Raw genomic sequence first — 26,166 nt, 5'->3', positions numbered from 1 at the left:
GAATCGTTGTGTTCAGGATAACAAACAGCAAGCCTTCATTTTAAGAAGGCTTGCTGTTTGGCGTTTACATAAAGTCTAAAGCTGAAGCATCTTTATTATTTTTATTTCAATAAAACCTACAAAAATAGTTGGCTTTGTGATATAGTAATCTTCGGATTGAAGGGTCGCTTTTTTATAAAACATCTTACGTTTAAGTTTGGAGGAAATGATATATGGATACCTTCTTTATTATTTTGAATGTCATCGTGCTGCTTGCACTGCTCGGCGTATTGGTCTGGATGCAGAAAAAGCGCATCTCTTTTACAAAAAGAGTATTTACCGGACTCGGCTTCGGACTGATCTACGGGGCTATTCTTCAGTACGCTTATGGGGCCGGCTCAGAGGTCATTACCAAATCGGTCGATTGGTTCAACCTTGCAGGTAATGGTTATGTCCGTTTGCTGCAAATGGTCGTGATTCCACTGATCATGGTGTCGATTATTTCCGCTATTATGAATTTGAAGGGAAGACAGAACCTTGGCAAAATAAGCGTGTCCATTATTGCAGTACTACTGATTACAACGGCGATTGCTGCTTCTGTAAGCATTGTAACCAGCCTGTCTTTTGATCTAAAAGCAATCGAGATTCAAAGTGGTGAAAAGGAGCAAGCGCAAGGCCTGAAGATGGAAGAACGACTGGGAACAGTCCAGGATATGACTATTCCGCAGCAGGTGCTGGAATTTATTCCTTCGAATCCTTTTGAAGATATGACAGGGGCACGCCGTACATCGACGTTGGCGGTGGTTATTTTCTCAGCCTTTATCGGGGTGGCAGTACTCGGATTGGATCGTAAAAAACCAGAGCAGGCGCAAACCTTCCGCAAAGTGATCGACGCAGTGTACGCTGTAGTGATGCGGATTGTAACTCTGGTGCTAAGATTGACGCCTTACGGTATTTTAGCACTGATCACGAAAGTTGTAGCTACGACAAATCCGGATGAAATCTTGAAGCTGATCAAGTTTGTACTCGCTTCTTATGTGGCTTTATTGGTCATGTTCGTTATTCATCTTATTTTGCTGGCCTTGTTCGGCTATAATCCAGTGACATATGTGAAAAAGGTATTGCCTACACTGGTTTTTGCTTTTACGTCTCGTTCCAGTGCAGCGACTATTCCATTAAATGTTGAAACACAAACGAAAAAGCTTGGTGTTTCCGACGGCATCGCGAATCTGTCCGCAACCCTGGGAGCAACCATTGGGCAAAACGGCTGTGCGGGTATTTATCCGGCCATGCTGGCGGTCATGATTGCTCCAACAGTGGGCATAGATCCTACAAGCTGGGATTTTATCCTCACGCTTATTCTGGTTGTTACGGTCAGCTCGTTCGGCGTGGCAGGTGTAGGCGGGGGTGCTACTTTCGCTTCCCTGATCGTGCTCTCTACCCTGAACCTTCCCGTGGCCTTGGCAGGATTGCTCATTTCGGTTGAACCGTTAATTGATATGGGCCGTACCGCGTTGAATGTTAATGATTCTATTACCGCAGGCCTTATCTCTGGCAAAGTACTCAAGGAGAACGATCAAGACGTGTTCAACAACCATGGCACGGATCTGGATGTAGCGGCACACTCTTAAGTAAAAGATAGACGAATGGTGTACACTGCAGTCTCATATCGCATTTATAGCATATGTATACGTGCAATGAGCACCCCAATATAAAGAGCCGACCTTAAGGTCGGCTCTTTATATTGGGCTTATGGCAGTGTAAATTATAGCTGTTCACAAATCCTAATCTATGATACATTAAAATAATGTTTTTCCGGCTTGTTCGGATGAACCGCGGTTCGCAACCATCCCGCGCTATCAAAACTAGGAGGATTACATGTTTAATCTGTTATGGGGGGCAGCATTTGTCCTCGTCAATTTTATGTTCTTTTTGTTATGTTATCGGTTGTTTGGTAAAAAAGGGCTGTACGCCTGGATTGGCGTTGCTACTGTATTGGCCAACATTCAGGTAACCAAAACCATTGATCTGCTCGGCATTACCACGACATTGGGAAATACAATGTATGTTTCTATGTATATGGCCAGCGATTTGCTAAATGAAAAATATGGGCCTAAAGAGGCGCAAAAAGCTGTGTGGTTTGGCTTTTTCACTCTGATTATGACGACGATCACGATGCAGATGGTGCTGTTATTTGAGCCTACTGCAACGGATTTTGCCCAGACACCGATGCAACAGCTCTTCGGATTGTTGCCAAGGCTTGCGCTTGCCAGCTTGACAGCCTATGCGGTCAGTCAATTGCTGGACGTGCGTCTATATGCCTGGATTCGCAAGTTTTTCCCGGAGCGTCATCAGCTCTGGATTCGCGGCAATGGCAGCACGATGATCAGCTCGTTTATAGACACCCTCATTTTCTGTAGTATTGCCTTTTACGGCTATGCGTGGGGGATATGGATCGAATTGCTGTTCACCACTTACATCTTAAAATTTGTACTGACTGCGGCGGGCACACCGATTTTGTACATCGCACGCAATTTCCGTTTGATAGAAGAGGAGGGGCAAAACCTCAAGTCATGATTGGCTTGGGGTTGCCCCTCTTTTTTTATCCCAGCACGGTCAGTTCCTTCGGAAATGAGGTCAGCACTTCAACACCTTCAGAGGTGACCAGAACGTCATCTTCAATCCGCACGCCCCCAAGACCTGGAACGTAGATGCCGGGTTCGATCGTGAACACAAACCCTTCATGAAGCAGATCGTTATTGCCTCCGTGTACAGATGGATATTCATGAACACTCATACCAAGACCATGTCCAACCCGATGGTTAAAAGCAGGGCCATATCCAGCGGCTTCAACAACGGCTCGAGCTGCCTGGTCTACGGATGCGCAGGAAACTCCCGGGCGAATGGCGGCAATTCCGGCTTCGTTTGAGCGGAGAACCGTATTATATATCGTTTCCAGCTCAGTTGATAGCTTGCCAAAGGCAAAAGTGCGTGTAATATCCGAAGCATAACCATCGGAATATACGCCCATATCAAACATGAGTAGATCGCCGTGTTGCAGCTTGCGGGTCCCCGGAACACCATGAGGCAAGGCCGTTTTGGGTCCAGACAACACTGTCGTGTCAAAGGATGGACCATCTGCACCGAGTTTTTTCATCTGGTATTCAATTTCGGCTACCAGCTCGACTTCTGTCACCCCTTCGCGAACATGGGTTAGGCCGTGACGAAGAGCATCTTCCACCAAACGAGCTGCATGTTTCAAACGTTGTACTTCCTCAGGAGTTTTTCTCACGCGCATTTCTTGAAGCACCGGACCCAGGTCCACATATTGAGCAGCGCCAATGGCAGTATGTAGTTGTTCGTAACGGAGGACGGAGACGTGTTCCTTTTCTAGTGCGAATGCTTTCACTCCGGTACCTGTGCGTTGGCGTAACAGATCATATGGATTGTCCGTATCGGTGTGGGTGGATATACGCGTCACCGAAGAAGCAGCTTGAGCGGCTTCTGCATCCAGAGCTGGTACAATCAGTTCTGGTTCTTGGTCACGAAGCAGCACGAGCCCTAGAAAACGCTCATGTGGATCACTGGCAAAGCCTGTCAGGTAGTAAATATGTTTGGGATCGGTCACAAGCAGACCATCCCAAGCTTGTGACTTTAGTTCATCATACAATTTGGCAATTTTCTCATTCATAGAGTCTCAATCCTTTCTGTCCATTTATTCATTATAGCTCTTGTTACACCCTAATTTATATCTTTAAATGGTTTTCTCTCTTGACTGACTTAATGCTTGCAGACGTGCCTGTACGTTGTGATCGTAGTAACCACCATGGTAGCAGAGTACCTTATCAGCATCTAATACAGTCAGCTTATCAAGGCTCTTTAGAGCCAACGGCATATCCGGCGTAGCTGACTCAGCGGGACCGACCAGCTCACCTTCGACTACACGCAGTTCATCTGCTGCCAACAGCAGCTTCTGTGCAGGCACATACAAGCTGATATGTCCGGGCGTGTGACCGGGTGTATGAATAATCTGTATGCCTCCACCATAAGGCAGATGTTCACCGTCCTCAAGAATATGAGCAAAGCGCAAATCTGGCAGGTTGCGAATCATATCCTCTGCTTGTTGCTTGAGTGCAGGCTCCATCAGATTGATGCGTTCCGGCGTCAGCTTTATAAATGGTCGTTCTCCTGTCATATATGGAATGTCATCCTTATGGGCCAGCAGGGCAGTGTTCGGTAGCAAGTCCAGCAGTGCTTGAACATTTCCGATATGGTCAATATCCTGATGCGTTATAATAATTCTTTTCAGACGGCTTATATCCTCACCCACATCTGAAATAGCCTTGCGCAGAGGCTCCAATTGGCCGAGCATGCCCGAGTCTATCAATGTAAGTCCATCCTCGTCCTTGAGCAGTACAGGATGAATGATCGAATTACCAAAAAAAGGTCCCATAGACACTTCCAAAATCAAAATTTGAGTTCCAATATTCATATTAAGCTGCTTCGGATTCCTTTGACTCCGAAGCATACCTCCCGTCTTATGTCGTTAAATCGGTTAATGTAGCGTTGGCTTATGTTCAAGCTCTATTATAAGACCCTTTGGGGTTAATCCGCAAAACAACTCGATATAGCTGTTCGTGCGCTTGTCCTGTACAATAAATAAATCACCACAATAGGGGGGCAGCTACGATAATGAACAAGGACCAATCTTTTTCCATTGAAATTGCATGCAGGGAGGATCTTCCCGATATTGTGGATATTTATAATTCTACGATTGCAGGACGAATGGTCACAGCAGATCTGGAGCCGGTGACAGTAGAGAGCCGTATTCCATGGTTTGAGGCTCATGAGGAAAACCACCGCCCTTTGTGGGTACTAAGACAAAAGGGGACAATTGCTGGATGGGCCAGTCTTCAGTCCTTTTATGGCCGACCAGCTTATAACGGTACAGCAGAAATTAGCATTTATGTCCATGAGGATTCTCGTGGAACCGGCACTGGAAGCCGTCTGGTACAGCACTTGCTAAATGAATGTCCTAGACTAGGAATTACAACATTGTTGGGGTTTGTGTTTGGTCATAATGAACCGAGTATTGCGCTGCTGCGGAAGTTTGGCTTTGAGCAGTGGGGGTATTATCCACGTGTTGCCGTGCTGGACAGCATAGAGCGCGATCTGGCTATATTGGGTAAGCGAGTAGATTAATATTGAGCTACAGAAAAAGGCTGCCTCCAACATCGTCTCATACACTGTCAGTGTAGCGATTTTAGAGGCAGCTTTTTTTACTTTGTTATTTCTCCGTTTTTAACGCTGAGGTTTAAAACGTATGTTGTGAAAGATTTGGTTAAGCACCTCAGAGATTACCAAACCGACTGCTATCGCTCCTGCGATCATCAGTGTGCTCATGGCCAGCTCCAGTGCCTGAGGATAATGTTGTTGTACGAACTGGCGCATGGCATTATAAGCCATTCCTCCTGGCACCAGGGGAATCATGCCTGCCACGCTGAAAATAATCACAGGCATTTTGTACAGTCTAGCAAAACCTTGACTGACGATGCCGATGAGGATCGTGGCTAAAAGGCTGGCGCTCACAGGTCCCATGCTATCCGTGGTTGAATAATAGACAAGCCAGCCCAGCATACCGACAAAACCACATTGCAGCAGCGAGCGTCGGGGGGCATGGAACAGTATGCCGAAAGCAGCGGTGGCAATAAAGCTTGTGAATAATTGTGCAAGCATAAGCTTGAATCTCCTCCAAATTACATATAAGAAATGATAACTGCAACACCAGCTCCAATGGCAAAAGACGTCAAGCAAGCATCTGCACCTTTGGAAAGCCCTGAGACAAGGTGCCCGGACATTAAATCCCGAAGGGCATTTGTAATTAACAACCCTGGCACCAATGGCATGACGGAGCCAATGATAATTTTATCCATCATCTGTCCCCCGCCGACGATCACTAACAGAGCCGCCAGCAAGCCGATTAGAAAAGATGCAGAAAATTCTGAGAAAAACTTAACCTTAACGAGCCTGTGAAAATATTGTAAGGCTGCAAATCCGATACCGCCGCAAAACACAGCTCCGGGGAAATCTCGCCACACTCCACCAAACATGATCATAAAGCAACCGCTGGCCAACGCTGCAGCGATCAGCTGTACACGATTGGAATAGCGGAGGGGACCACGTTCAATTTCCGAAAGCTCTTTTACGGCTGCGCTGGGTGACAAAGTGCCTGCGCTGATTTTACGTGAAATGGAGTTCACCTCGGTCACCTTGTGCAAATCTGTAGTCCGCTCTACGATCCGGATAAGCTTGGCAGGTTCCGAATCATTAATAGCAAAAAAAATTCCAGTGGGTGTTACATAGCTATGGGACTGGGATATGCCATAGGCCGAAGCAATGCGGGACATCGTGTCTTCAACACGATAGGTCTCGGCTCCATTTTGCATCATCAGTTTGCCTGCTAGCAGACAAACCTCAATGATTTCAGGAGTAGGATAGGAATGATTATTCATGCTCGCTCTCTTTCATGCGCCCCAGGTCGTTCGACCCTGTTGTTTTCATTTATTGTAGCACAAAAAGCCGCCTTTTCAGAGGCGGTTAAATTGGGGGAATCTATGGAGTTTATCGAGATTCCATCGTATCCGGAATAACGGTATAGTAGGACTCTTCTAGGTATGTTGCGGCCTCAGACAAGCCCATCAACTTAAGCTGCCCTGTTACAAAAGCACGAAGGGCTGAATGGGTGAACAGATGCCGTGTCTGAGCATCCCGAATAAAGGCCAGTCTGGCTTCACGCGAACCGCTGCGGAACAACTCACGTACAGCTTCACCTTGTTGTTCCCAGAGGAACGGCTCCGTTACGTTCAAGAAGTCGCTCTCAATAGAAGAGCTACGCTTCATAGAAGAAGATGTCTGAATACCCAAGCCATTCAGTGTAGGAGCAACTTCATTTTGCTTACGCTCTGTTCGCAAGCTGTCGATGTAGGCTGCCATATCTTGAATCGGCAGAATGCCAAAGCGCTCCCGAAAGCATTCGCGTACAAATGCGGTACGTTCATCCACAGCTTGCAGAGGACGCTGACCGGCATGTCCAGAATAGTCAGCTCCACTGGCATAGTATCGTTTTAATGAACTGTTTTCTGTATAAACAACGCTTAGAAAATCCTGCAAATGGCGGGCAACCACCCATACCCCCGTCCAATCGACGGGAGAAACGCATACAATCGGAGCCTGTGAAAGGTCCTTTTCAAGGCCAAAATCGGTTAAAAAGCCATAATGTATCCCGTCCACTCCAGCGTGGGCAAAAGGAATAACATCAGGCGGTGTAGCCATATATCGTGGAGCGCGGCCCTGTTCCATAATCAATCCCAAATCAAAACTCAGAGAATGCCGGTTCGCTTCAAGCTCCTGTTCAAACTCTATAAGTGCCTCAATCAAAGGTGTGGCTGATCCGTAGGCTAAGTTAGAACCGGAATCCATTGTGTATACCTCCCTTATCCAAGTACATCTGTAAAGCGTTCATCCCTAAAAGGTACGTGATTTTACACGAAATGTAAACCTGTATGACGAATTTTTTCAAAAATGTGACCTTTTACCCGTGTGCTGTCAAAATAAAACGCTTTCGTTCAAACCAGGACAAGATACCTATGTTAGCGCAGTAGTGAAGTAAAGTGAGTTTGCGAAAATGCAGTCTTTTCAGTGTATGTTATCACCTGAGAAGGGTGAATGAGAGATACGGGCTGGGAAGGTCAGGGTGCAACGTAATAGGTCAACGGGTATAATATCAGGACAAGGTATAGAGAGTGTCATCCAAAGATTTAACAGAAAGAAGTGGGCATATGAACTTGCAAAAGAAGGCTGTTTTTTTTGATGTAGATGATACGATGTACGATCATTTGCACCCTACACGTGATGCATTGCGTACAGTATTAGGATTAAGTGAGCGTTTTCCATATGAGGAAGTCTACCACCGTATTCGCTATTACAGCGATTTACTATCGGCTAAAGGAGGACTATTGGAGGGGAAAGTAGGGCAGGATGAACTGGATGATATGAGGGAAGGTCGTTTTATTCTGGCTCTACAAGAATTCGGGGTAGCTATTACCCGTGAGCAGGCAATGCATGTCCAACAAGAATACTTGGATCGACAGTACCGAATTGAGTCTTTTGAGGGGGCTACCTCATTAATCGATGAATTGAGCTCGGCTGGCTATTTGGTCGGTTTGATTACGAACGGTCTTGAAGAACATCAGATGAGCAAAATTAAAGCTATGACACTGGAAAATCATGTTGCGGCAGAGTATATTTTTGTGTCTGGGACTGTTGGTTATGCCAAGCCTGATCCGCGCATTTTCGAAATAGTCAACGAACGGACAGGAACTTTAGCAGAGCATTGCTGCTACATTGGGGATTCCTGGCGTAATGATGTGGCGGGAGCTATAGCTGCAAATTGGCGGGTAATTTGGTTCAATCACAGGAATGCTATCCCGGAATCTGATGTGTCGGGAGTCTATGAAACTGCGGCAAGCTATGCAGAGCTAAGAAGGCTGCTCCTGCCCGACGCACGTTAGACGCGGTACATATCGTGTCACCCAAAAGAATCCAACCTATTTTGAAGCTATTTCAAAAGCTGGTCCGTAATACTATTTATCTGTTATAGATCTAACTTCATTTGAAATGGGTACAACAGAGAAGGAGGGATCGCGCATGGTAGAACAATGGAGGCAGGCAGACGACATCATAAGTCAAGTGACCGTATATAGTACGGAGGATAATGACCCAGTTACCATAAAAACAGCCACCCAAGGCGTCCGCTGTATCGGCATTGGGACAGATGCGGCCGTATTTACGCTCGATACGTTGCCAGGCTACGCGTTTAAGGTGTATTCAGACATGGCGATCGAAAAAAAAGATGCAGAGGCCGATGTATATGAGCGTTTGCAAGGTTCTGATTTTTTTCCTCATTATTACGGAAAGGGCGGTAAGTATATTGTCATTAGTTACGAATCTGGTATTACGCTGCTGGATTGCCTGCTGCAAGGAATTCCGGTGCCGGAGCAGGTCATTGAGGACGTGGAAAAGGCGAGGGAATTTGTTCGGTCCAGGGGGCTGAATCCTCGTGATATTCATCTCAAAAATGTACTCATGCAAGATGGACGCGCCAAGGTGCTAGATGTATCTGAATATGTAAAAGAAGGCGATGACAAGCGTTGGGAGCATTTGGTGTGGGCGTATCATACGTTCTATTCCGGTTTCTCCGAGATTAAGGTTCCTTCATGGATTTTGGAGACGATCAAAAAATGGTATTACAAGCTGGACAACTCCAGCATCAACCTGGAGGAGTTTGCCCAGCGTGCCAGTCAATTGTTTTCTAAATGGAAATCATAACCGCTGTGAAGGATACCGAGATACAGCCCTATCCTTCTATACAAAAGGATTGCACCCGCTTTACGGGGGCAATCCTTTTCTTTTATCTGAAATCTCTAGGCACTCTTCTGGCCGTACCGCTCGCAATAGCGGCTTGAATCACCTTTTTACGCACCTGTTGTACGGCGCCCTCGTTAAATACACCCGGGATAATATACAGTTTGTTTAATTCATCGGGACGGATTGTGCTTGCGATAGCTTCTGCGGCTGCCAGCTTCATCTCTTCGTTAATTTCACGTGCGCGACAGTCCAGTGCTGCTCGGAATATGCCGGGGAAGCAAAGTACATTGTTAATCTGGTTAGGATAGTCTGAACGTCCGGTAGCGATGACCCCTGCAATGTCCTCGACATCCTCTGGGTTAATTTCGGGGACCGGGTTTGCCATGGTGAACAGGACAGGAGCTTCTTTCATGCGCTTCACGTCTTCTCGTTGCAATATTCCGCCTGCCGACAGACCGATAAACACGTCCGCGTCCTTCAGAACCTCAGATAGCGTGCCGGACAGCCGTTCGGGGTTGGTATGCTGCGCATACCAGTTCCACATCGGATGCTCATAGGTTTCATCAGCTGTAAGCGCACCGTTCCGGTCTACACCAATAATGTTCACTGCCCCTGCAGATAGCAAAATTTTGGTACAGGCCACACCTGCAGCCCCGATACCGCAGACGACAATTTTGACGTCAGACAGAGCTTTGCCGACCACCTTGAGCGCATTAATCAGCCCTGCGTACAACACGACAGCTGTGCCATGCTGATCATCATGAAAAACAGGTATGTCCAGCTCGTCACGTAACCGCTGTTCAATTTCAAAGCATCGTGGCGATGAAATATCCTCCAGATTAATACCGCCAAAGGCTGGGGCCAGTTGCTTAATGGCTTTAATGATTTCTTCCGTGTCCTGCGTATCCAGGCAGATCGGGAAGGCATCGACGGACCCAAGCTGCTTGAACAGCATGGCTTTGCCTTCCATAACCGGCATGGCTGCATATGGACCGATGTTGCCGAGTCCGAGGACAGCGCTTCCGTCAGAGACGACAGCAACAGTGTTGCGCTTGATCGTTAACCGGAAAGCTTTGTCCTGCTCCTCATGAATGGCCATACATACGCGCGCCACATCAGGAGTGTATACCCGGGATAAGTCGTCACGGTTTTGAATCGGGACCTTGGGCTGCATTTCAATCTTGCCCCCGAGATGTAAGAGGAAGGTGCGATCTGAGATGGACAGTACCTTTACACCTTGTGCTTTTTTAATCCGGGTGATCATTCGGTCGATTTCTGCTGGATCAGCAATGGTGACTGTAATATCTCTCACAGTGGCCTTCTCAGAAGTGCGGATGACGTCAATGGCAATGACATCTCCGCCATGTTCGTTTACCAACGTAATCAATTGACCAAACTGGATGTGCTCGGTGGAAATTTCCAGTCGTAAAATAATATTTTTACCGCCAATACCGCCTTGCATACAAATTCCTCCTTTGTCTTTCATAACAAAATAGTGAGATCAATTGATTGCGCTTACAATCGGGAGCAAGTCTAACATCTGAGCTGATAGTTTAAATTAGTGGTTTCTTCCCCTATCATAGTGAACATTCTTCCACTTGTACAGATCAAGCTGAGTAAAATCCATGATTTTGTATCCAAAAAGGACGAAAGCCCGGCTGAATTCCAGTCCAAGCAATCGTCCTTTGTACAACGAAATGATCCATTTTTTGTTTACGTCATATTTTTGCCGTAGTAAATTTCATCCATTTCGATTTTGAGTCGTGTTGAAATATTCTGTTGTTCTTTTTCACTCAAACTTTCCTTTGTGTAGCCGAACAGATAGTTGTCCAAATCAAATTGTTTTAGCTTGCATTTGGTATGGAAAATATTTTCCTGATACACATTCACGTCGATCATGTCATACTGATTGCGCACTTCGTCGGGAATATAGTTTTGAATCGAAGCAATGTCATGGTCGATAAAAAGCTTATGACCATTCGTATCACGTGTAAAGCCGCGTACCCGGTAATCAATCGTCATAATGTCAGTGTCAAAAGAATGAGTCAGATAGTGAAGTGCCTTGAGCGGAGAGATTTCCCCACAGGTAGAAACATCAATATCTGCACGAAACGTGCTAATCCCCTCGTCTGGATGATATTCAGGGTAGGTGTGAACCGTAATATGGCTTTTATCCAGTTGTATCACGACAGACTCAGGTAGGGGGCCTGGTGACTCTGCATATGATTCATTCGGTACCTCCACAATCGGCCCTTCTGATATAAGCACTGTCACGCTTGCTCCTTGAGGGACATAATCCTGCTGAGCAACATTGAGTACATGGGCGCCGATAATATCGGATACATTTTTTAAAATAGCTGTCAGTCGATCCGAGTTATATTGTTCATCAATATATTCAATATACGCCTCGCGTTCCTCTTTCGTTTTGGTGTAACAAATATCGTACATATTAAAGCTCAATGATTTGGTCAAATTGTTAAATCCGTGCAGGGTAATCCGCTGTTCCGGTGTTATGGTCATAGGCTATTTCCCCTTATAGTCGCAGTATTCATACGTAATATTCCCAACACGCCTCTTCATATACCGATTCATACAATCCGTTCTGTAACGGACAAAATAAAGACTTGAATATGTATGTCTTACCCGTTTGGCATATTTAAAAACAGGCAGGGTCACTTGAGATCCTCTCGATTTTACATGTATGGGAATTTAACGTTAATATACTTTATTTCTTACTCAGCAATTTTTAAGTAACAGGGCTTATAATGTGGACTATGTATACAGGAAAGGAACGAAATTGACAGTGGATTCGTAATGTAATAGAAAATTTTAGGTTCGTAATTCCTGAATTTAATGTATCTTATCTTCATAATGCCCAAATCTTAACCGAATATGATTATAGACCCTCAAAAATAGTGACTTTGTACATTGCGTAAAATGAGAAAAGCAACTTCAGCTAGTGATATGCGTATAATGAAATAAACGTAACAAGCTAAGAATTATGATGTTAAATGAATTTTTGATAGCAAACTCATTTTATAAATCTATCTCATGTTACTGTAAGAAAACGGTGAAAGGAGTATCAAGATGCTGGCTTTGTCCGATCCGGTCTGGACTCTGCTCCAAGGCCCCTACGGTTCTTCTCAATACGTCCCAGAAATGTTAAAACAGCTCCAAGCCGGATATGATGGCGAAATAGCTGACACCTTGTATTGGGAGGAATTGTATCACCAAAATACGTTGTATACTTGTACATTTGCGGCTGTACCTTACCTAGTAGACATTGCGCTAAAGAGTTCTGATATAGGAATTCGGGCAGATATATATAACATTTGCGGAATATTTGAAGCGAAGAATAATAATCCCTTACATACCAAAATCCCGTTGGAATTTGCAAGGGATCAGGTAGAAGTGGATTCTAGCCTGGCAGAATATATCTACGCGCAATATCGAAGTGCCATCGTTCGCCTTGCAGAATTGACGGAAGAAATGGTGCTCTATGCGAAAGAACATGAAGAAGATGTCGGCAAGCGCTATGTCCTTGCTGCGGCTGCCGCCTTTGAGGGGTATCATTGCGTAGCCTATATGCTGCAAACCTATGATACAGGTGACGAATATATGCTGGATTGTCCCCATTGCGGTACCCCGCTCTATATTTGGCCTGATGAACAGGGTGACACTCTGGTTGTCTATGATAAAGACCCTGTCAGTTCAGGCGATCTAATCCCCTATCCGATTCGCCCCCGTTCATTGGACCATAGAGGTGCAAATATACAGTGGCTACACGAATATGCTCAAAAAATAGATGAGAAATTACTTCTTGCCCAGCTACCCTACTTAAACGGTTGGGTAGAATGTCCAGTGTGTAATTCACCCATATATATATGGGATGAATTGATGAAAATGGCTGATGGTGTTCGGAGGTATACCGCTTAACCAACAAAAAAAGGGGGCTGTTTTTTACAACCCCCTAATTTCCTTTTGTATTATTACACTCTTCTTCGTGTGCTTTACTGCAGTCTACTCTCTAAACGGATTCAAAAAGGTTTTAGGAATGTCGGATTCAAAACGCAGCAATACTCCGGTGACGGGATGTATAAACGACAATACCTTTGCATGCAGACCAAGGCGGCCAATCGACTTGGACTTAGAGCCGTATTTTTTATCCCCAACAATCGGATGACCGATATCCTCCATATGCACGCGAATTTGATTTTTGCGTCCGGTCTCCAAACGTACTTCCAGCAAAGAAAAATGCCGATTGGCCTGAAGCCGCTTGTAATGAGTGACTGCGTGCTGTCCGTCATTCGGATAAGGACTGGAGTACATTTTTAGCGTCTTGCTTTCTTTCAGCCATGAGGTGATTGTGCCCGCTTCTTTTTTTACCTGTCCTTCTACGAGAGCAATGTATGTTCGTTCATACACAACTTCCTTCCACGCTTGTTGCATTTCCTGCTGTATGGCTTCGCTTTTCGCAAACATCATCACTCCTGATGTATCACGATCCAAACGATGCAGTACAAAAATACGGTTGTACGGATGCTCGCGTCGTACGTGGGCTGTAAGATGGCGATATGCTGTGACTTCCTGCTCCTGCGCAGAAGCGACAGAAAGCAACCCGGCATCTTTATGGATAACGATAATAGCTTCGTCCTCATGCAAAATACGCAGCCCGGTTAGCGGCACCACAGGAGCTACCTTTTCCTTGGAGAGCGCGACAGTCTGTCCTTGCTCCAGCGGAAAATTATGCACAGTACGAGGAATACCATTGACGGAAACTTGTCCACGCGCCAATGCTGATTTAATGGAATTACGGCCCATACCAGTCACATGCTCAACTAAAAAGCTCAATAGCTCGGCAGGCTCCTGAACGATGTATGTTTTGGCAGGTGCTTTATCCAAAGTATGGGTTTTCCGTTGAGCTTCCGGTCTATAGGAGCCAGATTTTCCGGCGGATTTGTGGTTGCGTTTGGAATGGCTTGAGTTTGAGGTTGATTTTGTATGATTTTTCCTTTGTGGTTTCCGATTATTCATGGGTTCTTTCTCCTTCTTGGAGCCGTATCTCTTCATAGTTATGGACCATTTGCGGCACCGTGTCCACTATATCATGAGAAAACAGCGAATGCCATAAGAGACTAAAACCCGATTGACAGACTTCCAGCGGTTGAACATTACCCTTAACCCCGGTAAACTAAAGGTAACGAAAGAAAAGCCGATATGCGTCGAGGACGCTAGAAATATGAGGAGTTTTGAAACTATGAGTGTACAAGCACCAACATTGGAACGGGCGCAGGACTTGCTGCAAAAATTTTATGGCTATCCCGATTTCCGGGAGGGACAAAAGAAAATTGTGGCCAGTATGCTGGAAGGCAACGACACTTTGGGCATCATGCCAACAGGTGGCGGAAAATCGATATGCTACCAGATTCCCGCGTTGTTGCATGAGGGGCTGACCATTGTTGTGTCACCACTGATCTCGTTAATGAAAGACCAGGTGGATGCGCTGACCACGATGGGGATTGCAGCTGCCTACATTAATAGCACGTTGAGCGGTCGAGAAGTCAACGACCGTATACGCGCCGCACGGAACGGAGATTTGAAGTTGCTGTATGTCGCCCCTGAACGGCTGGAATTGGATTGGTTCCGTGATGAGATGGCTCAGTTACCGATTTCCTGCGTTGCGGTAGATGAGGCTCACTGTGTATCCCAGTGGGGTCATGATTTTCGTACCAGCTATCTGGCGGTGGCTCCATTCGTGGACGGGCTGTATGAACGTCCAATCGTAGCTGCGTTTACGGCAACGGCTACACCGCAGGTTATGGATGATATCGTACGCCTGCTTCGTCTGCGTTCACCGGAAACGTTCGTTACAGGTCTTGGAAGGCCGAATTTGGCATTCAGTGTGCTGCGTGGGGAGGACAAACGTAGCTTTTTGCTAAATTATGCCCGTGAACATGAGGGTGAATCGGGCATTATTTATGCGGCGACACGTAAGGACGTGGATGATTTATATCAACGCCTGTGCGACGCTGGCATGGCAGCAGGACGTTATCATGCAGGAATGACTGATCAGGAACGTGCAGACAGCCAGGAAGGGTTTCTTTACGACGATATCCGTGTTATTGTCGCAACCAATGCCTTCGGTATGGGGATAGATAAATCAAACGTACGTTATGTCATTCATTACAATATGCCTAAAAATATGGAGGCGTATGTACAAGAAGCAGGACGCGCAGGACGTGATGGTGACCCAAGTCAATGTATTTTGCTGTTCGGACCGCAAGATATTGTGACCCAGAAGTTCCTGATTGAGCAAAATCCACAGGATGAAGACCGCAAGCGCAACGACTACCGTAAGCTCCAACAGATGGTTGACTATTGCTACACGACTCGCTGCCTACGTTCAGCACAGCTGGAGTATTTCGGAGAAGCGCAGGAGCATGAAGCCTGCGGCATATGCAGTTCATGTACAGATGAGCGGGAACTGGTGGATATGACCATAGATGCGCAAAAGATTTTTTCGTGCATACATCGTATGCGGGAACGGTATGGGGTTTCAATGGTAGCCTCGGTGTTGAAAGGCTCGCGCAACAAAAAGGTGCTGCAGTATGGTTTTGACAGCCTGCCAACCTATGGTGTGATGGGCAACCGAACGGAAAAAGAAATTGCTGAAATTATCAATGTTCTTGTTTCGGAAGGCTATCTGATGCTATCCGAGGGGCAATATCCGGTCGTACGCTTGCAGCAGCTTGCTGCTGAAGTGCTGAGAGGCCAGCGCGAAGTTATGCAGCGTGTGGTCCGGCATGCCACTGCTTTTGCAGGTGGAGCGGGATCACGTGGACGAAAGGGGCGCGATACCTATCCTGCCGCAGTCAACGAAACTGTGTTCGAGCAATTGCGCCTGATCCGCCGTGATCTGGCCGCTCAGGAGCATGTACCGTCTTATATCATCTTCAATGATGCCACGCTGCGAGAGATGAGCGTAGCGAGTCCGCAATCCGAGGCAGACATGTTGCGGATCAAGGGTGTTGGTGAAGTGAAGTTCCGCAAGTATGGCAAGCCGTTTCTTGATTTCTTTCAAAATGAGGGGAATACCGGCGGAATGGTGAGCGAGGATGAGATCTTTGCAGATGATGTGTACGAGGATTTTGAATAGCTATACTAAGGATGTAAGAGTCCATGCAAACTTATAGAAGGTTGTGACCTATGAAAGTCATTTTATCAACGTTAAACGCAAAATATATTCATACCTCGCTGGCCATCCGATGCCTCAAAGCCTACAGTGAAAAGGATTTTGATATCGAGCTGGCGGAGTATACGATTAAGGACCCGGTGATGAACATCGTATCCGATCTGTTTCAACGAGGGGCAGATGTCATCGGTTTTTCCTGTTATATTTGGAACATTGAAGAGACGATTAAAGTCATTGATGTGTTGAAAAAGATTATGCCCGAGGTCAAGATTGTTTTGGGTGGCCCGGAGGTATCTTACGATTCAGAGCACTGGATGAAGCGCTTGACGAATGTGGATTTTATCGTTGTTGGTGAGGGAGAGGAAACTTTCCATCAACTGCTGCAGGAGCTGGAAGGGGATCGCAAGTTCCATTTTGTATATGGACTGGCTTACCGTAAGGGAGAAGAGGTCATTATCATGCCGGGTCGTCCAAAAGCGGACTTGAACGAGCTGCCGTCACCATATCGTTTTGCAGAGGATATCCCAGAACTCGGGAAACGGGTTGTCTATTTTGAAACGAGCCGGGGCTGTCCGTTCAGTTGCCAATTTTGTCTGTCCAGCATTGAGGTCGGGGTGCGTTATTACGATATCGAGCGCACCAAGTCGGATATTCTGTATCTGATTGACAATGGGGCTAAATTGATTAAATTTGTGGACCGAACCTTTAATATTAAACGCGATTATGCGCTGGAAATGTTCAAGTTTTTGATTGAAAATCACCGTGGCTGTGTCTTCCAGTTTGAGATTACGGCAGATATTATGCGTCCCGAGGTATTGGATTATTTGGCGGAGAACGCGCCACCGGGGGTATTTCGCTTTGAGATCGGTGTCCAGTCAACGAATGATCCCACCAATGAACTGGTTAAGCGCCGCCAGAACTTCACCAAGCTTTCCCGGACTGTTACAAAGGTCAAGCAAAGCGGGAAAATCGACCAGCATCTGGATCTGATCGCCGGATTGCCATTGGAGGACTACAACACATTCCGTAAAACGTTTAATGACGTTTTTGCGCTTGGACCGGAAGAGCTTCAACTGGGCTTCCTCAAAATGCTGCGTGGTACTGGTCTGCGCATTGATGCCGATAAGTATAACTATACGTATATGGATGTTGCGCCGTATGAAATGTTGAGCAATGACGTCCTTTCCTTTGCCGATATCGTACGGCTCAAACGCTTGGAAGATGTATTGGAAAAATACTGGAACTCTCATCGTATGGACCATACGGTGAACTACCTGATCGAACGTGAATTCTCGTCCGCCTTTGATTTCTTTCAGGAATTCGGAGACTACTGGGAAGGACAGGGATGGCAAAAAATTGGACATCAGCTCGAAGACTTGTTTACGCGTCTCCAGTCCTTTTTGGAATCGCGGGGAACCAAGCGAATGGATATGGTGCTTGGGCTGATGAAGCTTGATTATTTCCTCAACCATAAATATAAGCCGCGCAAAATCTGGTGGGAGCATACTTTGGAGAAGGACGATTGGTCCAGCTATATGAAAATGGCTCTTCAGCACCCGGATGCGCTGCTGTCCCCTGCGGCGGCAGATGTGAGCAAGGAGAATACAGGTGAGACGGATGTGGCTAGTCAACAGCCGCAGCCATACCGCGAGATGATCCCAGCCTTTGCTTCTTTGAAGCTGGGTGAAAAGGAACTGCAAAAGCACGCTGTGCTGGATGTGCTGCCGTTCAGTCTGGATCATATCCTGAGTGGTGGTAGCCCATTAACAGCCGAAGGCCGCACATTGCTGCTTGTAGTCTATCAGCAAAACGGACAGCAAAAACCGCTGTACTACACCATGCCCATCGGCAAAAATATCGCCGCGATGTAGTATAAACAACAGAAGGCATCAACTCTTGGTATACCATGAGTCGATGTCTTCTTTTTTTATTATAAAAACATAGCTGACCACTTCAATTTTTTACATTCGGGAAACCTAGTGCTTTACGATTTTTTACAAAACCAATATATGATGAAATTATCATATATGAATATTAAATTTATTGGAGTGTGACCTTGTGAAAAAGCCTTCCATGAAAAAGAGTATCCTTGCGTTAAGTGCTGTGACTGTTTTGACTGTACCCTTATTATCTGCTGATATCCCTACAGCTTTTGCAGCCGCGACTTCTACGAAGTCCACTGTTGCAGAGTCCAAGGCACAGAAGGCTGTATCAGCTAAAGCGGATACTCCTAAAAACGTCATTCTTTTTATCGGTGATGGTATGGGGGAAGCCAGTCGCAACGCGATTCGCTTAGCAACGGTTGGAAAATCGGGATTGCTTGAAATGGACAAGATGCCTATAACGGGTCTGGTTAGCACGAGTTCAGGGGACAACCTAGTTACAGACTCTGCCGCTGCTGCGACTGCCATTGCAACAGGTGTGAAAACGTATAACGGCGCGATCGGAATGGATTTGAATAAAAAAACAGTGACAACAATTATGGAACTGGCTAAAAAAGCAGGCATGTCTACAGGAGTGGTGACGACAAGCCAAGTGACAGATGCGACGGGCGCTGCCTTTGGTGCGCATGTTGAGAAGCGCTCCGCGCAAAGCGAGATTGCCAAGCAGTATCTTGAGAAAAGCAAGCTGGATGTGATTCTGGGCGGGGGTGAGGATTTCTGGTACCCTGCAGGAACACCAGGCAAACATCCAGATGCACCGGCAGAAGATCCTGAGGAAGCTAGTAAGGGAACTCAAGGAAATTTGGTGGAACAAGCGAAGAAGTTGGGCTATAGCTATGTGACAGATCAGGCTGAAATGAAAGCAGCCAAAGGCTCTAAACTGCTAGGTCTATTCGCCAATGAAGAAATGTTCCAAGCTCACAACAAACTAGGCAATTCTTACAACCCAACGGTTTCTTTACCGGATATGACAGCGAAAGCGATTGATGTTCTATCCAAAAACAAAAAAGGCTTTTTCCTGATGGTAGAGGAAGAAGGAACTGATGAGATGGCGCATGACAATGAGGGTGAATTAACCATTAAAGCTGGGCAGCAGCTGGATAAGGCTGTCAAAGTAGCTAAGGACTATGCCAAAGCGCATCCAGATACTTTGGTGTTAGTGACGGCAGACCATGAAACAGGCGGTTTGGCCATTGAAGGCGAAGATGCGGAAGATGAATCCGGTGAAGGTGTCTCCAAAGAGGACGGCCCTTTTACCGTAAAAGGTTCTGATGAGAAGTTTTATATCGACTGGACCACAGGAGGACATACATCCGTTGATGTAGCGCTAACTGCAATGGGTCCGGGTTCCTCCCAATTTAGTGGAAATTACCCGAATACGGCTATTCATGACAAGCTGGTTAAGCTGCTTCAATTAAAAAAATAGCTCAGGGTGAAAGCTGCCCATAAAAGGTTTTCCATATTGTCAATATGGTTTTTCTTGTGATAAACTATAGCCAATAGGTATATACTTAAAAAAGAGTAAGGATGCTCTAACATCCTCACTCTTTTACAACAGCCGCTTATAAGGGCGGTGGCTGTAGGGTTGGATTAGTAAAATAGACCGCTAACCTTTTCCAGAGGGCGGTCTATTTCTTTTTGTTGAAGGAAATAATCAAGATCACCAACGTTGCAAATTGAATCATCAACATCAGCGTATCTTTAACCTCCACAGGCATCACCTCCTTTGCAGGAGACTAGCCGACCGCCCATCTAAGCCATTCTGTTGTTAGTTTATAGTATATCATATGGATACTATTGCTAAAAAGGACAAAAATGAAAACGCCTGTTCTAGGCGCTTTTTTGTTTTTTCATAAGATATATTTTAAAAGTTGAAAATCATTATGAGTTCTTAACCAGTATAGATGTTACGTAACTCATTTAAAAATTGCACAGCATCTTTGAATCCCTATAAATATATTTGGTATGTTCGAGATGTATTTTGTCGATTTCAGAAATCCGGGGGCGGTGGCGATGGGAAGCACCATCCGTCTGCGTAGTGGCACGACAGGTAACTTTTAAATTTATGAACATGCCGAATAGACTCAACCTTTACTCCTCCGTTGTTTTCTTCCCCCACACAAATTTCATTATAAAAAATATAATTGTCAGCATGATGAGAAGCAATGCCACCTGCAAGCCATAACGATGAATCAATTCTCCTGCTGCTTGTACATGGTCACCAAAGAGACGTCCGAGCAGGAAGAAGATCAGCGTCCAAATCAAGCCCGTTGAATAAGAGAAGAGGGCATAGCGTTTGAAGCTCATTTTATTGATCCCCACAATATAAGGGACAATGTGGCGAACGATTGGCAGCAAGTAGCTGATGCATATCGTGAAGTTTCCATACTTATGTACTAAATTCTCTGAAAAAGTAATATACTTGTCCATTTTTTTCTTTCGGCGCAAACGATCCAAAATGGGTGTACCCAAGCTTCTGCCCAACACATAACCTAAGGATAGGCCTGATACAACCCCAAGATATACAATTAAAAAAGCAGGTAACGGATGAAGTATCCCCATGCTTGTTACGGCCCCGCCAGTCATCACTATAACTTCGTCTGGAATGGGCAGTCCCACAATTCCGAGCCATAGAGAGAAGAATAATGCTGCATAGCCATATTGTTCGATAATGGAAATTAAATATTCAACATCCATTCCCATACTCCTTTCTTAAGCTTTCTTTCGGCATACATAGACGAATGCGGGTGGAACATTCATAGGTACAAACTTGATTTCTTCAATATCAAACCATTCACCTAACTGCTGCTTCATCTGTTTAGAGTATTGAAAGGCAACAAACATTCCTCCATCCCTAAGTGATAGATGAATTTGTTCTACGATTTGATCTCGCATCGCTTGTGGAAAGTTGAAGAATGGCAGCCCGCTGATTATACAGTCGAGCTGTTCAATTTGGGCATTTTTCATAGCAAGCTGAAGCTCACGCGAGTCGGAATAGCACAGATAATTCGGGAATCTTCTTTTTAAACTCTGCTGCATGGTCGGGTCCTTCTCAAAGAGCAGAACTTTGGGATGAATTTTTGTCGTAGACGGAATGTATTGGGTAATTGCGCCTGTTCCAGCCCCGAGCTCAGCCACGGCATGAACTTCACTCCATGGAATGGATTCTATCATATTTTTAGCTAAAAATCTGGAACTGGGTGTTACGCTACCTACATATGCAGGTGAGTACAAAAATTTGAACAGGAACATAAGTCTCTCATGAACCAAATGACTAATACGGATCATACACCTTTCCCTACCTTCAATTTTCAATATACGTTCATTTATTCTCTGCTAAGAGTAACAAATTATCCCTTTACTTGCTCCTGTCTGGAGTAGGGTTCAGTTCCCCGTCCTGCGGAGGGGTCTTTCCTTGACTATGGTCTAGGAAAAAAGAAAAAGAGTACGTATGGGTCAGTCCGTATTCATTCAGTTATCATTCAGCATTCCCTCAGGCTGCCTTCAGTTTTGCTACCGATGAAAGAGAGGTGGGCAGCTAAAAACACTATGTACATTGAGAGGGGATCTACTTTGTCACTATCCATTAACAGGCATCTCATCAAGACTTCGACTTCCTACGATAATTCGAATACGCTGAAGTCAAATGAGAATGGACTAAATAACACGGGGCATACCACACACAAGAAATCTAACGATTCACTCGAATTAAGTGCGGAATTTATGGAATATGCCGGGGGTATGCAGGCTCCACTTCCTACGGAAAACTACAGTTATGACTACAAGTACGACCAGGATACTGTGGCGCTGACTACGGATGAACAGAAAGCGTTGTTGTCAGACTTACAAAATTACTTAACGTCTTCAAGTGCTTTATCTGAAACGAATGAAATCAACAACAGTACGAAAAATCCTTTGGCTGCAGTCAGCGATTTGTTATCCAGGGTGGATCTTTCGACAGCAACAGGTGAGGAAGTATCCAATTTATTCGATAAGATAGCAGAATCCATCCAAAATAATCGCCCTGCGCGGCCTGGAGATGACTCATTCCGACCTGAAGTTGATGGCAGTGGTCTGCCTCCAATGATGCAGGCGATGGGTGGAATTATGCCCCCATTTGCATGGAATATGCAGGCGACTACCAATCAAGAGGATAACACCACTACATCTGAAAAAGAGCTTACGGTAGATGAAAAAAGATCCTTACTGAGTGATTTGCAAAACGTCCTGAGTTCCGAGCTTCTATCCGGCTCCGTATCTGCAGAAACAGGTGAGCAAACAGATCTGATTTCTGCATTGAAAAACGCATGGGGTAACACAGAAGAATCGAATGCAACAGATGAGGAAATATCGGCTTTATTCGATAAAATCGCCAAGATTTTCGAACAATCTGTATCATCTTCGTCATAATCTTTAGGGTGCAATAGCGTATCTTAAAACCGGTTAGCCCACACCTGTAACTCAAACTTAACTTTTAAAAGGGGGATTTTTCTATGAATATTTCAGCGACTTCCAGCAATTCTCTATCTATTGCAAGTACTTCATCTTCATCCAGTGCCAACAATACAGCCAGTCTGGAAAAGCAAAAAGCTCAGCTTGAAGCAGAGTACAACAAGGTACAACAAAGCAAAGATAATAAAGATACAAAAGAAACAAAAATGAAGCAGCTTCAGCAGCAAATTAAACAAATTGAAGCCCAGATTGCACAGCAAAGTTCTCAATCCGGCAGCACGTTAACACCAAAAATGGAAAAGTCCGCTCCAAGCAATATGGAAATGACACGCGCCAGCAGCTCGAATGGCAGTGATATTACTGGGGTTGGAAAATCACTGGATATTTCTATCTGATCATCCCATCTCTTCTTTTGTAAGCCTGACGATGATACAAAAGACAGCAGGCTCTCTGTTTCATAGGGAGCCTGCTTTTTTGCGTTTACATCGGGTTAAAATGAATCATGTGACTAAACTTAGAAAAGTATATACAATAAATAACAGTGGAAGATGAAAGGTTTCTAACTTTAGTATTTTATAGATTGAATCAGTAGTGTTAGTATACATTCTAAATTGGAGGATTTAAGCCATGACGCTGGAACCTCAAATGAGTCGAAGTAGTAAGGATGAAGCTCGTTTCGTCAGAAACAAGTTGATTGAGTTTAATGCAAAACACGTCCCGGCAGATATTCAAACCCAATATGAAGAGATTAATCTTACGCTCAAAAATGGAGAAGGTCAGGTCATCGGCGGTCTTCTAAGTGTACTATGTTGGAACTGGGTGGAGGTTGATATTTTGTGGGTAGATCAGGTCCATAGAGGAAAGGGCTACGGTTCGCAATTGCTTGGTGAAATCGAACAAATGGCTAGAGATAAAGGATGTAATTTTATACAACTAAATACCTTTTCTTTTCAAGCGCCTGAATTCTATGAGAAACATGGGTATGAAGTAGTCGGTATCATTGAGGAGGCTCCTAGAGGCTTTAAACACTATTATTATAAGAAAAATATCTACTGAGGACTCCGAATATGCGCGTACAGATCAAGGAAGTAAATAAAGATGAAAAGATCATCATTCGTAGTATTGGCGAGGAAAAAGTATACGGCTACTGGACATCTTTTTGGTGTGAACTGACCTCGGGATATGCGTATGTTGTTCCGTATAAACAAAGCTTGGACAAGTTAATTCCTGGCTGTGTCATTTCGGTTGAGATTTCTCAATCCAATATAGAAGGGTTCAGAAGACTGAGGCCTACTGAAAAGACAGGCGTTGTTCGCCCTCAACCAAAGCTAGGCGACTATTGGATTCAAGGAATGATACAACAAGTGATGCAAGGCGAAGCAGGCGGGATAGAATGTCTGGAGATTGTTGTAGGAGATGCTACGTTTGTTTTAGATTCGGAAGAAATGAATGGTGATACCAACGTTAAAGCAGGCGACGGCGTCTCCTTTGAAATTATAGGTATGCAGTTGTTTGAAGAGGGACTGTGATTGTTCTGATTGGAATACTATATTTAACCAATTACAATATGTCGGTGAGAAAGTTAAAAGCTAGATCATAGAGAATCGTGAATAAAGAAAGGTATGATTGGATTGGCTACTGAAGTGACACACAAAATATATACCATGTGCATGATTCAAGACGGAACCAAGGTATTGCTTATGAATAGACCCAATCGAAAGGGGTTTCCAGGTTATATTGCTCCAGGAGGAAAAGTAGAGTTCCCAGAGAGCATTGTGAACGGAGCCATTCGCGAAGTAAAGGAGGAAACGGGCTTAACGGTTACGGAAATTGTATTTAAAGGAATCGACGAATATTGTGATCCAAGGCAAGGGCTGAGATATATGGTCTTTAACTATTTGGCGACGGCAACGGAAGGTGAACTATTAAAGAATCCCCCTGAGGGAGATCTGCTGTGGGTGGATATGAAGGAAGCACTAAATTTGCCGATGCAGGATTGGTTTAAGCGGAGATTTCCATTGTTTTTCGAGCCGGGGACGTTTGAGGTTAGTTCCGTGTGGCTTGCGGAGACGGATGAAACTCTGGAAGCAACGACTAAGAACTATGGGGTGTAGAGATGACGACCATTAGTAGATATATGGAGCGCTTAAAGAGGAGGTCGTGAGTGGGATGCAGACCGTAAGATTGGTTGAGCCGGATCGGCGCTGGAAGGATACTTATCTTTCATTTTATGAGGAATGGAAAAAAAGCCAGGAGCAAATGGTGCCTTGGGTGATTTCTATAGAACCGTATGATTTTGAAGGTATGCTGACGTTTTTAAATCAACAGAAAAATGGAATTGGCTTGTCTGAAGGCTGGGTTAAAAGTTCGACATACTGGCTGATGGATGCAGATGACCAGGTCGTCGGAGCAGTGAATATCCGTCATGATCTTAATGAGCATCTGTTAAATGCTGGCGGTCATATCGGTTATGGTATCCGTCCTTCTGCACGAGGGAACAGGTACGCTGTGACTATGCTGAGTCTGGCATTGAGCAAAGCAAAAGAGTTGGGTGTTTCCAGAGCCCTCGTCGTATGCGACTCCGATAATATCAGTTCCAAAAGAACGATTCTGCGAAACGGCGGAACACCAGACAAGGATTACATAGAGGAAGATGGAAACCGTGTAAACCGGTTTTGGATCGAGCTGTAAGTGAGGGAGGGGAACAGAAAAGCTCATGAAAATATGGCCTGAATATGCACAAAATATTATTGTCGGTGTCGTTTTTCAGGGACAATGGAATTGGTATGTCACGGAAAGAGAGTATTGGTTTTTGAATACCGAGATGGAGGAACGGTTTGGTATCGCTATTTTGGATGAGACTACAGCGGGAGCATTTTTGGAACACATCTGTGAATATAAGGTGGCTACGGGAGAACTCACTACAATGCTCCAGATGCTAGATGATGCAATCCAGCATAAGGATGAAGTGTTGGAATTCTGTCCTGCTTTATATGTTGATTTTGACCAGAAAATTCTCTACTCACTATTTCCAGAGCCAGCTTCTTTTGAACACTATGTCCCGGTGGGGTGGAAAGGGGAATATCAGAACTTTTTGGAAGAGGTCCCTCCTGCTGAACGATATTGGATAATCCACGGAAGTGACTTTTTCAAAAAATACAGCTGAAAAGATGA

Annotated in this window: 27 protein-coding genes; 16 read left to right on the top strand and 11 right to left on the bottom strand. The window is 45.1% G+C overall.

Annotated features, from left to right (window positions below; translation table 11 throughout):
- The first annotated feature begins 212 nt into the window (after positions 1–212).
- Positions 213–1,610, top strand: a complete 1,398-nt coding sequence (locus tag C0638_RS00980) for an L-cystine transporter (RefSeq protein WP_013370000.1) — start codon at positions 213–215, stop codon at positions 1,608–1,610.
- A gap of 247 nt (positions 1,611–1,857) precedes the next feature.
- Positions 1,858–2,556 (top strand): queuosine precursor transporter, encoded by a 699-nt coding sequence (locus C0638_RS00975; protein ID WP_058711822.1) that lies wholly within the window; start codon positions 1,858–1,860, stop codon positions 2,554–2,556.
- 25 nt (positions 2,557–2,581) lie between these two features.
- On the opposite strand, the gene C0638_RS00970 is transcribed toward C0638_RS00975, so the two are convergent.
- Both C0638_RS00970 and C0638_RS00965 read right to left on the bottom strand, forming a co-directional pair.
- The gene (locus C0638_RS00970; protein ID WP_025676308.1) at positions 2,582–3,670 is read right to left on the bottom strand and encodes a M24 family metallopeptidase; all 1,089 of its coding nucleotides are present in this window, start codon (positions 3,668–3,670) and stop codon (positions 2,582–2,584) included.
- A 63-nt stretch (positions 3,671–3,733) separates the two neighbouring features.
- Complete coding sequence (locus C0638_RS00965; RefSeq protein WP_025676309.1) at positions 3,734–4,507, bottom strand: MBL fold metallo-hydrolase; 774 nt, start codon at positions 4,505–4,507, stop codon at positions 3,734–3,736.
- A gap of 164 nt (positions 4,508–4,671) precedes the next feature.
- On the opposite strand from C0638_RS00965, the gene C0638_RS00960 reads away from it, so the two are divergent.
- Positions 4,672–5,181, top strand: a complete 510-nt coding sequence (locus C0638_RS00960) for a GNAT family N-acetyltransferase (protein WP_040101836.1) — start codon at positions 4,672–4,674, stop codon at positions 5,179–5,181.
- 99 nt (positions 5,182–5,280) lie between these two features.
- Here C0638_RS00960 and C0638_RS00955 read toward each other — a convergent pair whose 3' ends face one another.
- From C0638_RS00955 to C0638_RS00945, 3 genes are all read right to left on the bottom strand, one after another.
- Positions 5,281–5,715 (bottom strand): threonine/serine exporter family protein, encoded by a 435-nt coding sequence (locus C0638_RS00955; protein ID WP_013370005.1) that lies wholly within the window; start codon positions 5,713–5,715, stop codon positions 5,281–5,283.
- A gap of 20 nt (positions 5,716–5,735) precedes the next feature.
- Positions 5,736–6,491, bottom strand: a complete 756-nt coding sequence (locus tag C0638_RS00950; protein ID WP_025676311.1) for a threonine/serine exporter family protein — start codon at positions 6,489–6,491, stop codon at positions 5,736–5,738.
- 109 nt (positions 6,492–6,600) lie between these two features.
- On the bottom strand, positions 6,601–7,458 hold the full coding sequence (locus C0638_RS00945; RefSeq protein ID WP_040101834.1) for a hypothetical protein: 858 nt from the start codon (positions 7,456–7,458) through the stop codon (positions 6,601–6,603).
- A 359-nt stretch (positions 7,459–7,817) separates the two neighbouring features.
- On the opposite strand from C0638_RS00945, the gene C0638_RS00940 reads away from it, so the two are divergent.
- A complete protein-coding gene (locus C0638_RS00940) occupies positions 7,818–8,549 on the top strand; it encodes an HAD family hydrolase (protein ID WP_058711821.1) in 732 nt (243 codons plus the stop codon).
- 136 nt (positions 8,550–8,685) lie between these two features.
- Positions 8,686–9,366, top strand: a complete 681-nt coding sequence (locus tag C0638_RS00935; protein ID WP_058711820.1) for a protein kinase family protein — start codon at positions 8,686–8,688, stop codon at positions 9,364–9,366.
- A gap of 82 nt (positions 9,367–9,448) precedes the next feature.
- On the opposite strand, the gene C0638_RS00930 is transcribed toward C0638_RS00935, so the two are convergent.
- Both C0638_RS00930 and speD read right to left on the bottom strand, forming a co-directional pair.
- Complete coding sequence (locus C0638_RS00930) at positions 9,449–10,867, bottom strand: NAD-dependent malic enzyme (protein WP_058711819.1); 1,419 nt, start codon at positions 10,865–10,867, stop codon at positions 9,449–9,451.
- Positions 10,868–11,118: 251 nt separating this feature from the next.
- Positions 11,119–11,925 (bottom strand): adenosylmethionine decarboxylase, encoded by an 807-nt coding sequence (gene speD, locus C0638_RS00925; protein ID WP_058711818.1) that lies wholly within the window; start codon positions 11,923–11,925, stop codon positions 11,119–11,121.
- A gap of 567 nt (positions 11,926–12,492) precedes the next feature.
- Here speD and C0638_RS00920 point away from each other — a divergent pair.
- Positions 12,493–13,341: an RING finger protein gene (locus tag C0638_RS00920; protein ID WP_040101831.1), complete on the top strand. Its 849-nt coding sequence runs from the start codon at positions 12,493–12,495 to the stop codon at positions 13,339–13,341.
- Positions 13,342–13,425: 84 nt separating this feature from the next.
- On the opposite strand, the gene C0638_RS00915 is transcribed toward C0638_RS00920, so the two are convergent.
- Positions 13,426–14,439, bottom strand: coding sequence for an RluA family pseudouridine synthase (locus C0638_RS00915; protein ID WP_058711816.1), 1,014 nt, complete (start codon positions 14,437–14,439; stop codon positions 13,426–13,428).
- A 223-nt stretch (positions 14,440–14,662) separates the two neighbouring features.
- On the opposite strand from C0638_RS00915, the gene recQ reads away from it, so the two are divergent.
- From recQ to C0638_RS00900, 3 genes are all read left to right on the top strand, one after another.
- Entirely contained in the window at positions 14,663–16,561 is a 1,899-nt protein-coding gene (gene recQ, locus C0638_RS00910) for a DNA helicase RecQ (protein ID WP_102163291.1), read from the top strand.
- A gap of 50 nt (positions 16,562–16,611) precedes the next feature.
- Entirely contained in the window at positions 16,612–18,468 is a 1,857-nt protein-coding gene (locus C0638_RS00905; protein ID WP_058711815.1) for a B12-binding domain-containing radical SAM protein, read from the top strand.
- Positions 18,469–18,655: 187 nt separating this feature from the next.
- A complete protein-coding gene (locus C0638_RS00900; RefSeq protein WP_058711814.1) occupies positions 18,656–19,966 on the top strand; it encodes an alkaline phosphatase in 1,311 nt (436 codons plus the stop codon).
- 202 nt (positions 19,967–20,168) lie between these two features.
- On the opposite strand, the gene C0638_RS26115 is transcribed toward C0638_RS00900, so the two are convergent.
- The 3 genes from C0638_RS26115 to C0638_RS00890 form a co-directional block, all read right to left on the bottom strand.
- Positions 20,169–20,225 (bottom strand): hypothetical protein, encoded by a 57-nt coding sequence (locus tag C0638_RS26115; RefSeq protein WP_419179378.1) that lies wholly within the window; start codon positions 20,223–20,225, stop codon positions 20,169–20,171.
- Positions 20,226–20,631: 406 nt separating this feature from the next.
- Positions 20,632–21,237, bottom strand: coding sequence for a DedA family protein (locus tag C0638_RS00895; RefSeq protein ID WP_013370019.1), 606 nt, complete (start codon positions 21,235–21,237; stop codon positions 20,632–20,634).
- A 15-nt stretch (positions 21,238–21,252) separates the two neighbouring features.
- Positions 21,253–21,828 carry a class I SAM-dependent methyltransferase gene (locus C0638_RS00890; RefSeq protein WP_013370020.1) on the bottom strand — a complete coding sequence of 192 codons (576 nt, stop codon included), beginning with the start codon at positions 21,826–21,828 and terminating at the stop codon, positions 21,253–21,255.
- A gap of 285 nt (positions 21,829–22,113) precedes the next feature.
- On the opposite strand from C0638_RS00890, the gene C0638_RS00885 reads away from it, so the two are divergent.
- From C0638_RS00885 to C0638_RS00855, 7 genes are all read left to right on the top strand, one after another.
- Positions 22,114–22,950, top strand: a complete 837-nt coding sequence (locus C0638_RS00885) for a hypothetical protein (protein WP_058711813.1) — start codon at positions 22,114–22,116, stop codon at positions 22,948–22,950.
- Positions 22,951–23,033: 83 nt separating this feature from the next.
- Entirely contained in the window at positions 23,034–23,387 is a 354-nt protein-coding gene (locus C0638_RS00880; protein WP_058711812.1) for a FlxA-like family protein, read from the top strand.
- 232 nt (positions 23,388–23,619) lie between these two features.
- Entirely contained in the window at positions 23,620–24,048 is a 429-nt protein-coding gene (locus C0638_RS00875; protein WP_058711811.1) for a GNAT family N-acetyltransferase, read from the top strand.
- 11 nt (positions 24,049–24,059) lie between these two features.
- A complete protein-coding gene (locus C0638_RS00870) occupies positions 24,060–24,521 on the top strand; it encodes a hypothetical protein (protein WP_058711810.1) in 462 nt (153 codons plus the stop codon).
- A 93-nt stretch (positions 24,522–24,614) separates the two neighbouring features.
- Complete coding sequence (locus C0638_RS00865; protein ID WP_025676326.1) at positions 24,615–25,106, top strand: 8-oxo-dGTP diphosphatase; 492 nt, start codon at positions 24,615–24,617, stop codon at positions 25,104–25,106.
- Between the two features lie 55 nt (positions 25,107–25,161).
- On the top strand, positions 25,162–25,683 hold the full coding sequence (locus C0638_RS00860; protein ID WP_058711809.1) for a GNAT family N-acetyltransferase: 522 nt from the start codon (positions 25,162–25,164) through the stop codon (positions 25,681–25,683).
- 25 nt (positions 25,684–25,708) lie between these two features.
- Positions 25,709–26,158 carry a hypothetical protein gene (locus C0638_RS00855; protein WP_058711808.1) on the top strand — a complete coding sequence of 150 codons (450 nt, stop codon included), beginning with the start codon at positions 25,709–25,711 and terminating at the stop codon, positions 26,156–26,158.
- Positions 26,159–26,166 lie beyond the last annotated feature (8 nt).

The sequence above is a fragment of the Paenibacillus sp. lzh-N1 genome (assembly GCF_002872435.1).
Lineage (GTDB): Bacteria > Bacillota > Bacilli > Paenibacillales > Paenibacillaceae > Paenibacillus > Paenibacillus polymyxa_C.
This window is presented reverse-complemented; position numbering and strand designations above follow the sequence as displayed.

Excerpts from the sequence above, each read along its gene's own strand:
- C0638_RS00955 (WP_013370005.1), bottom strand. The coding sequence starts at position 5,715 with ATGCTTGCACAATTATTCACAAGCTTTATTGCCACCGCTGCTTTCGGC.
- C0638_RS00960 (WP_040101836.1), top strand. The coding sequence starts at position 4,672 with ATGAACAAGGACCAATCTTTTTCCATTGAAATTGCATGCAGGGAGGAT.
- C0638_RS00940 (WP_058711821.1), top strand. The coding sequence starts at position 7,818 with ATGAACTTGCAAAAGAAGGCTGTTTTTTTTGATGTAGATGATACGATG.
- C0638_RS00865 (WP_025676326.1), top strand. The coding sequence starts at position 24,615 with ATGATTGGATTGGCTACTGAAGTGACACACAAAATATATACCATGTGC.
- recQ (WP_102163291.1), top strand. The coding sequence starts at position 14,663 with ATGAGTGTACAAGCACCAACATTGGAACGGGCGCAGGACTTGCTGCAA.
- C0638_RS00970 (WP_025676308.1), bottom strand. The coding sequence starts at position 3,670 with ATGAATGAGAAAATTGCCAAATTGTATGATGAACTAAAGTCACAAGCT.
- C0638_RS00860 (WP_058711809.1), top strand. The coding sequence starts at position 25,162 with ATGCAGACCGTAAGATTGGTTGAGCCGGATCGGCGCTGGAAGGATACT.
- C0638_RS00905 (WP_058711815.1), top strand. The coding sequence starts at position 16,612 with ATGAAAGTCATTTTATCAACGTTAAACGCAAAATATATTCATACCTCG.
- C0638_RS00880 (WP_058711812.1), top strand. The coding sequence starts at position 23,034 with ATGAATATTTCAGCGACTTCCAGCAATTCTCTATCTATTGCAAGTACT.
- C0638_RS00935 (WP_058711820.1), top strand. The coding sequence starts at position 8,686 with ATGGTAGAACAATGGAGGCAGGCAGACGACATCATAAGTCAAGTGACC.
- C0638_RS00870 (WP_058711810.1), top strand. The coding sequence starts at position 24,060 with ATGCGCGTACAGATCAAGGAAGTAAATAAAGATGAAAAGATCATCATT.
- C0638_RS00930 (WP_058711819.1), bottom strand. The coding sequence starts at position 10,867 with ATGCAAGGCGGTATTGGCGGTAAAAATATTATTTTACGACTGGAAATT.
- speD (WP_058711818.1), bottom strand. The coding sequence starts at position 11,925 with ATGACCATAACACCGGAACAGCGGATTACCCTGCACGGATTTAACAAT.
- C0638_RS00895 (WP_013370019.1), bottom strand. The coding sequence starts at position 21,237 with ATGGATGTTGAATATTTAATTTCCATTATCGAACAATATGGCTATGCA.
- C0638_RS00890 (WP_013370020.1), bottom strand. The coding sequence starts at position 21,828 with ATGATCCGTATTAGTCATTTGGTTCATGAGAGACTTATGTTCCTGTTC.
- C0638_RS00945 (WP_040101834.1), bottom strand. The coding sequence starts at position 7,458 with ATGGATTCCGGTTCTAACTTAGCCTACGGATCAGCCACACCTTTGATT.
- C0638_RS00975 (WP_058711822.1), top strand. The coding sequence starts at position 1,858 with ATGTTTAATCTGTTATGGGGGGCAGCATTTGTCCTCGTCAATTTTATG.
- C0638_RS00965 (WP_025676309.1), bottom strand. The coding sequence starts at position 4,507 with ATGCTTCGGAGTCAAAGGAATCCGAAGCAGCTTAATATGAATATTGGA.
- C0638_RS00915 (WP_058711816.1), bottom strand. The coding sequence starts at position 14,439 with ATGAATAATCGGAAACCACAAAGGAAAAATCATACAAAATCAACCTCA.
- C0638_RS00875 (WP_058711811.1), top strand. The coding sequence starts at position 23,620 with ATGACGCTGGAACCTCAAATGAGTCGAAGTAGTAAGGATGAAGCTCGT.
- C0638_RS00950 (WP_025676311.1), bottom strand. The coding sequence starts at position 6,491 with ATGAATAATCATTCCTATCCTACTCCTGAAATCATTGAGGTTTGTCTG.
- C0638_RS00855 (WP_058711808.1), top strand. The coding sequence starts at position 25,709 with ATGAAAATATGGCCTGAATATGCACAAAATATTATTGTCGGTGTCGTT.
- C0638_RS00980 (WP_013370000.1), top strand. The coding sequence starts at position 213 with ATGGATACCTTCTTTATTATTTTGAATGTCATCGTGCTGCTTGCACTG.
- C0638_RS00920 (WP_040101831.1), top strand. The coding sequence starts at position 12,493 with ATGCTGGCTTTGTCCGATCCGGTCTGGACTCTGCTCCAAGGCCCCTAC.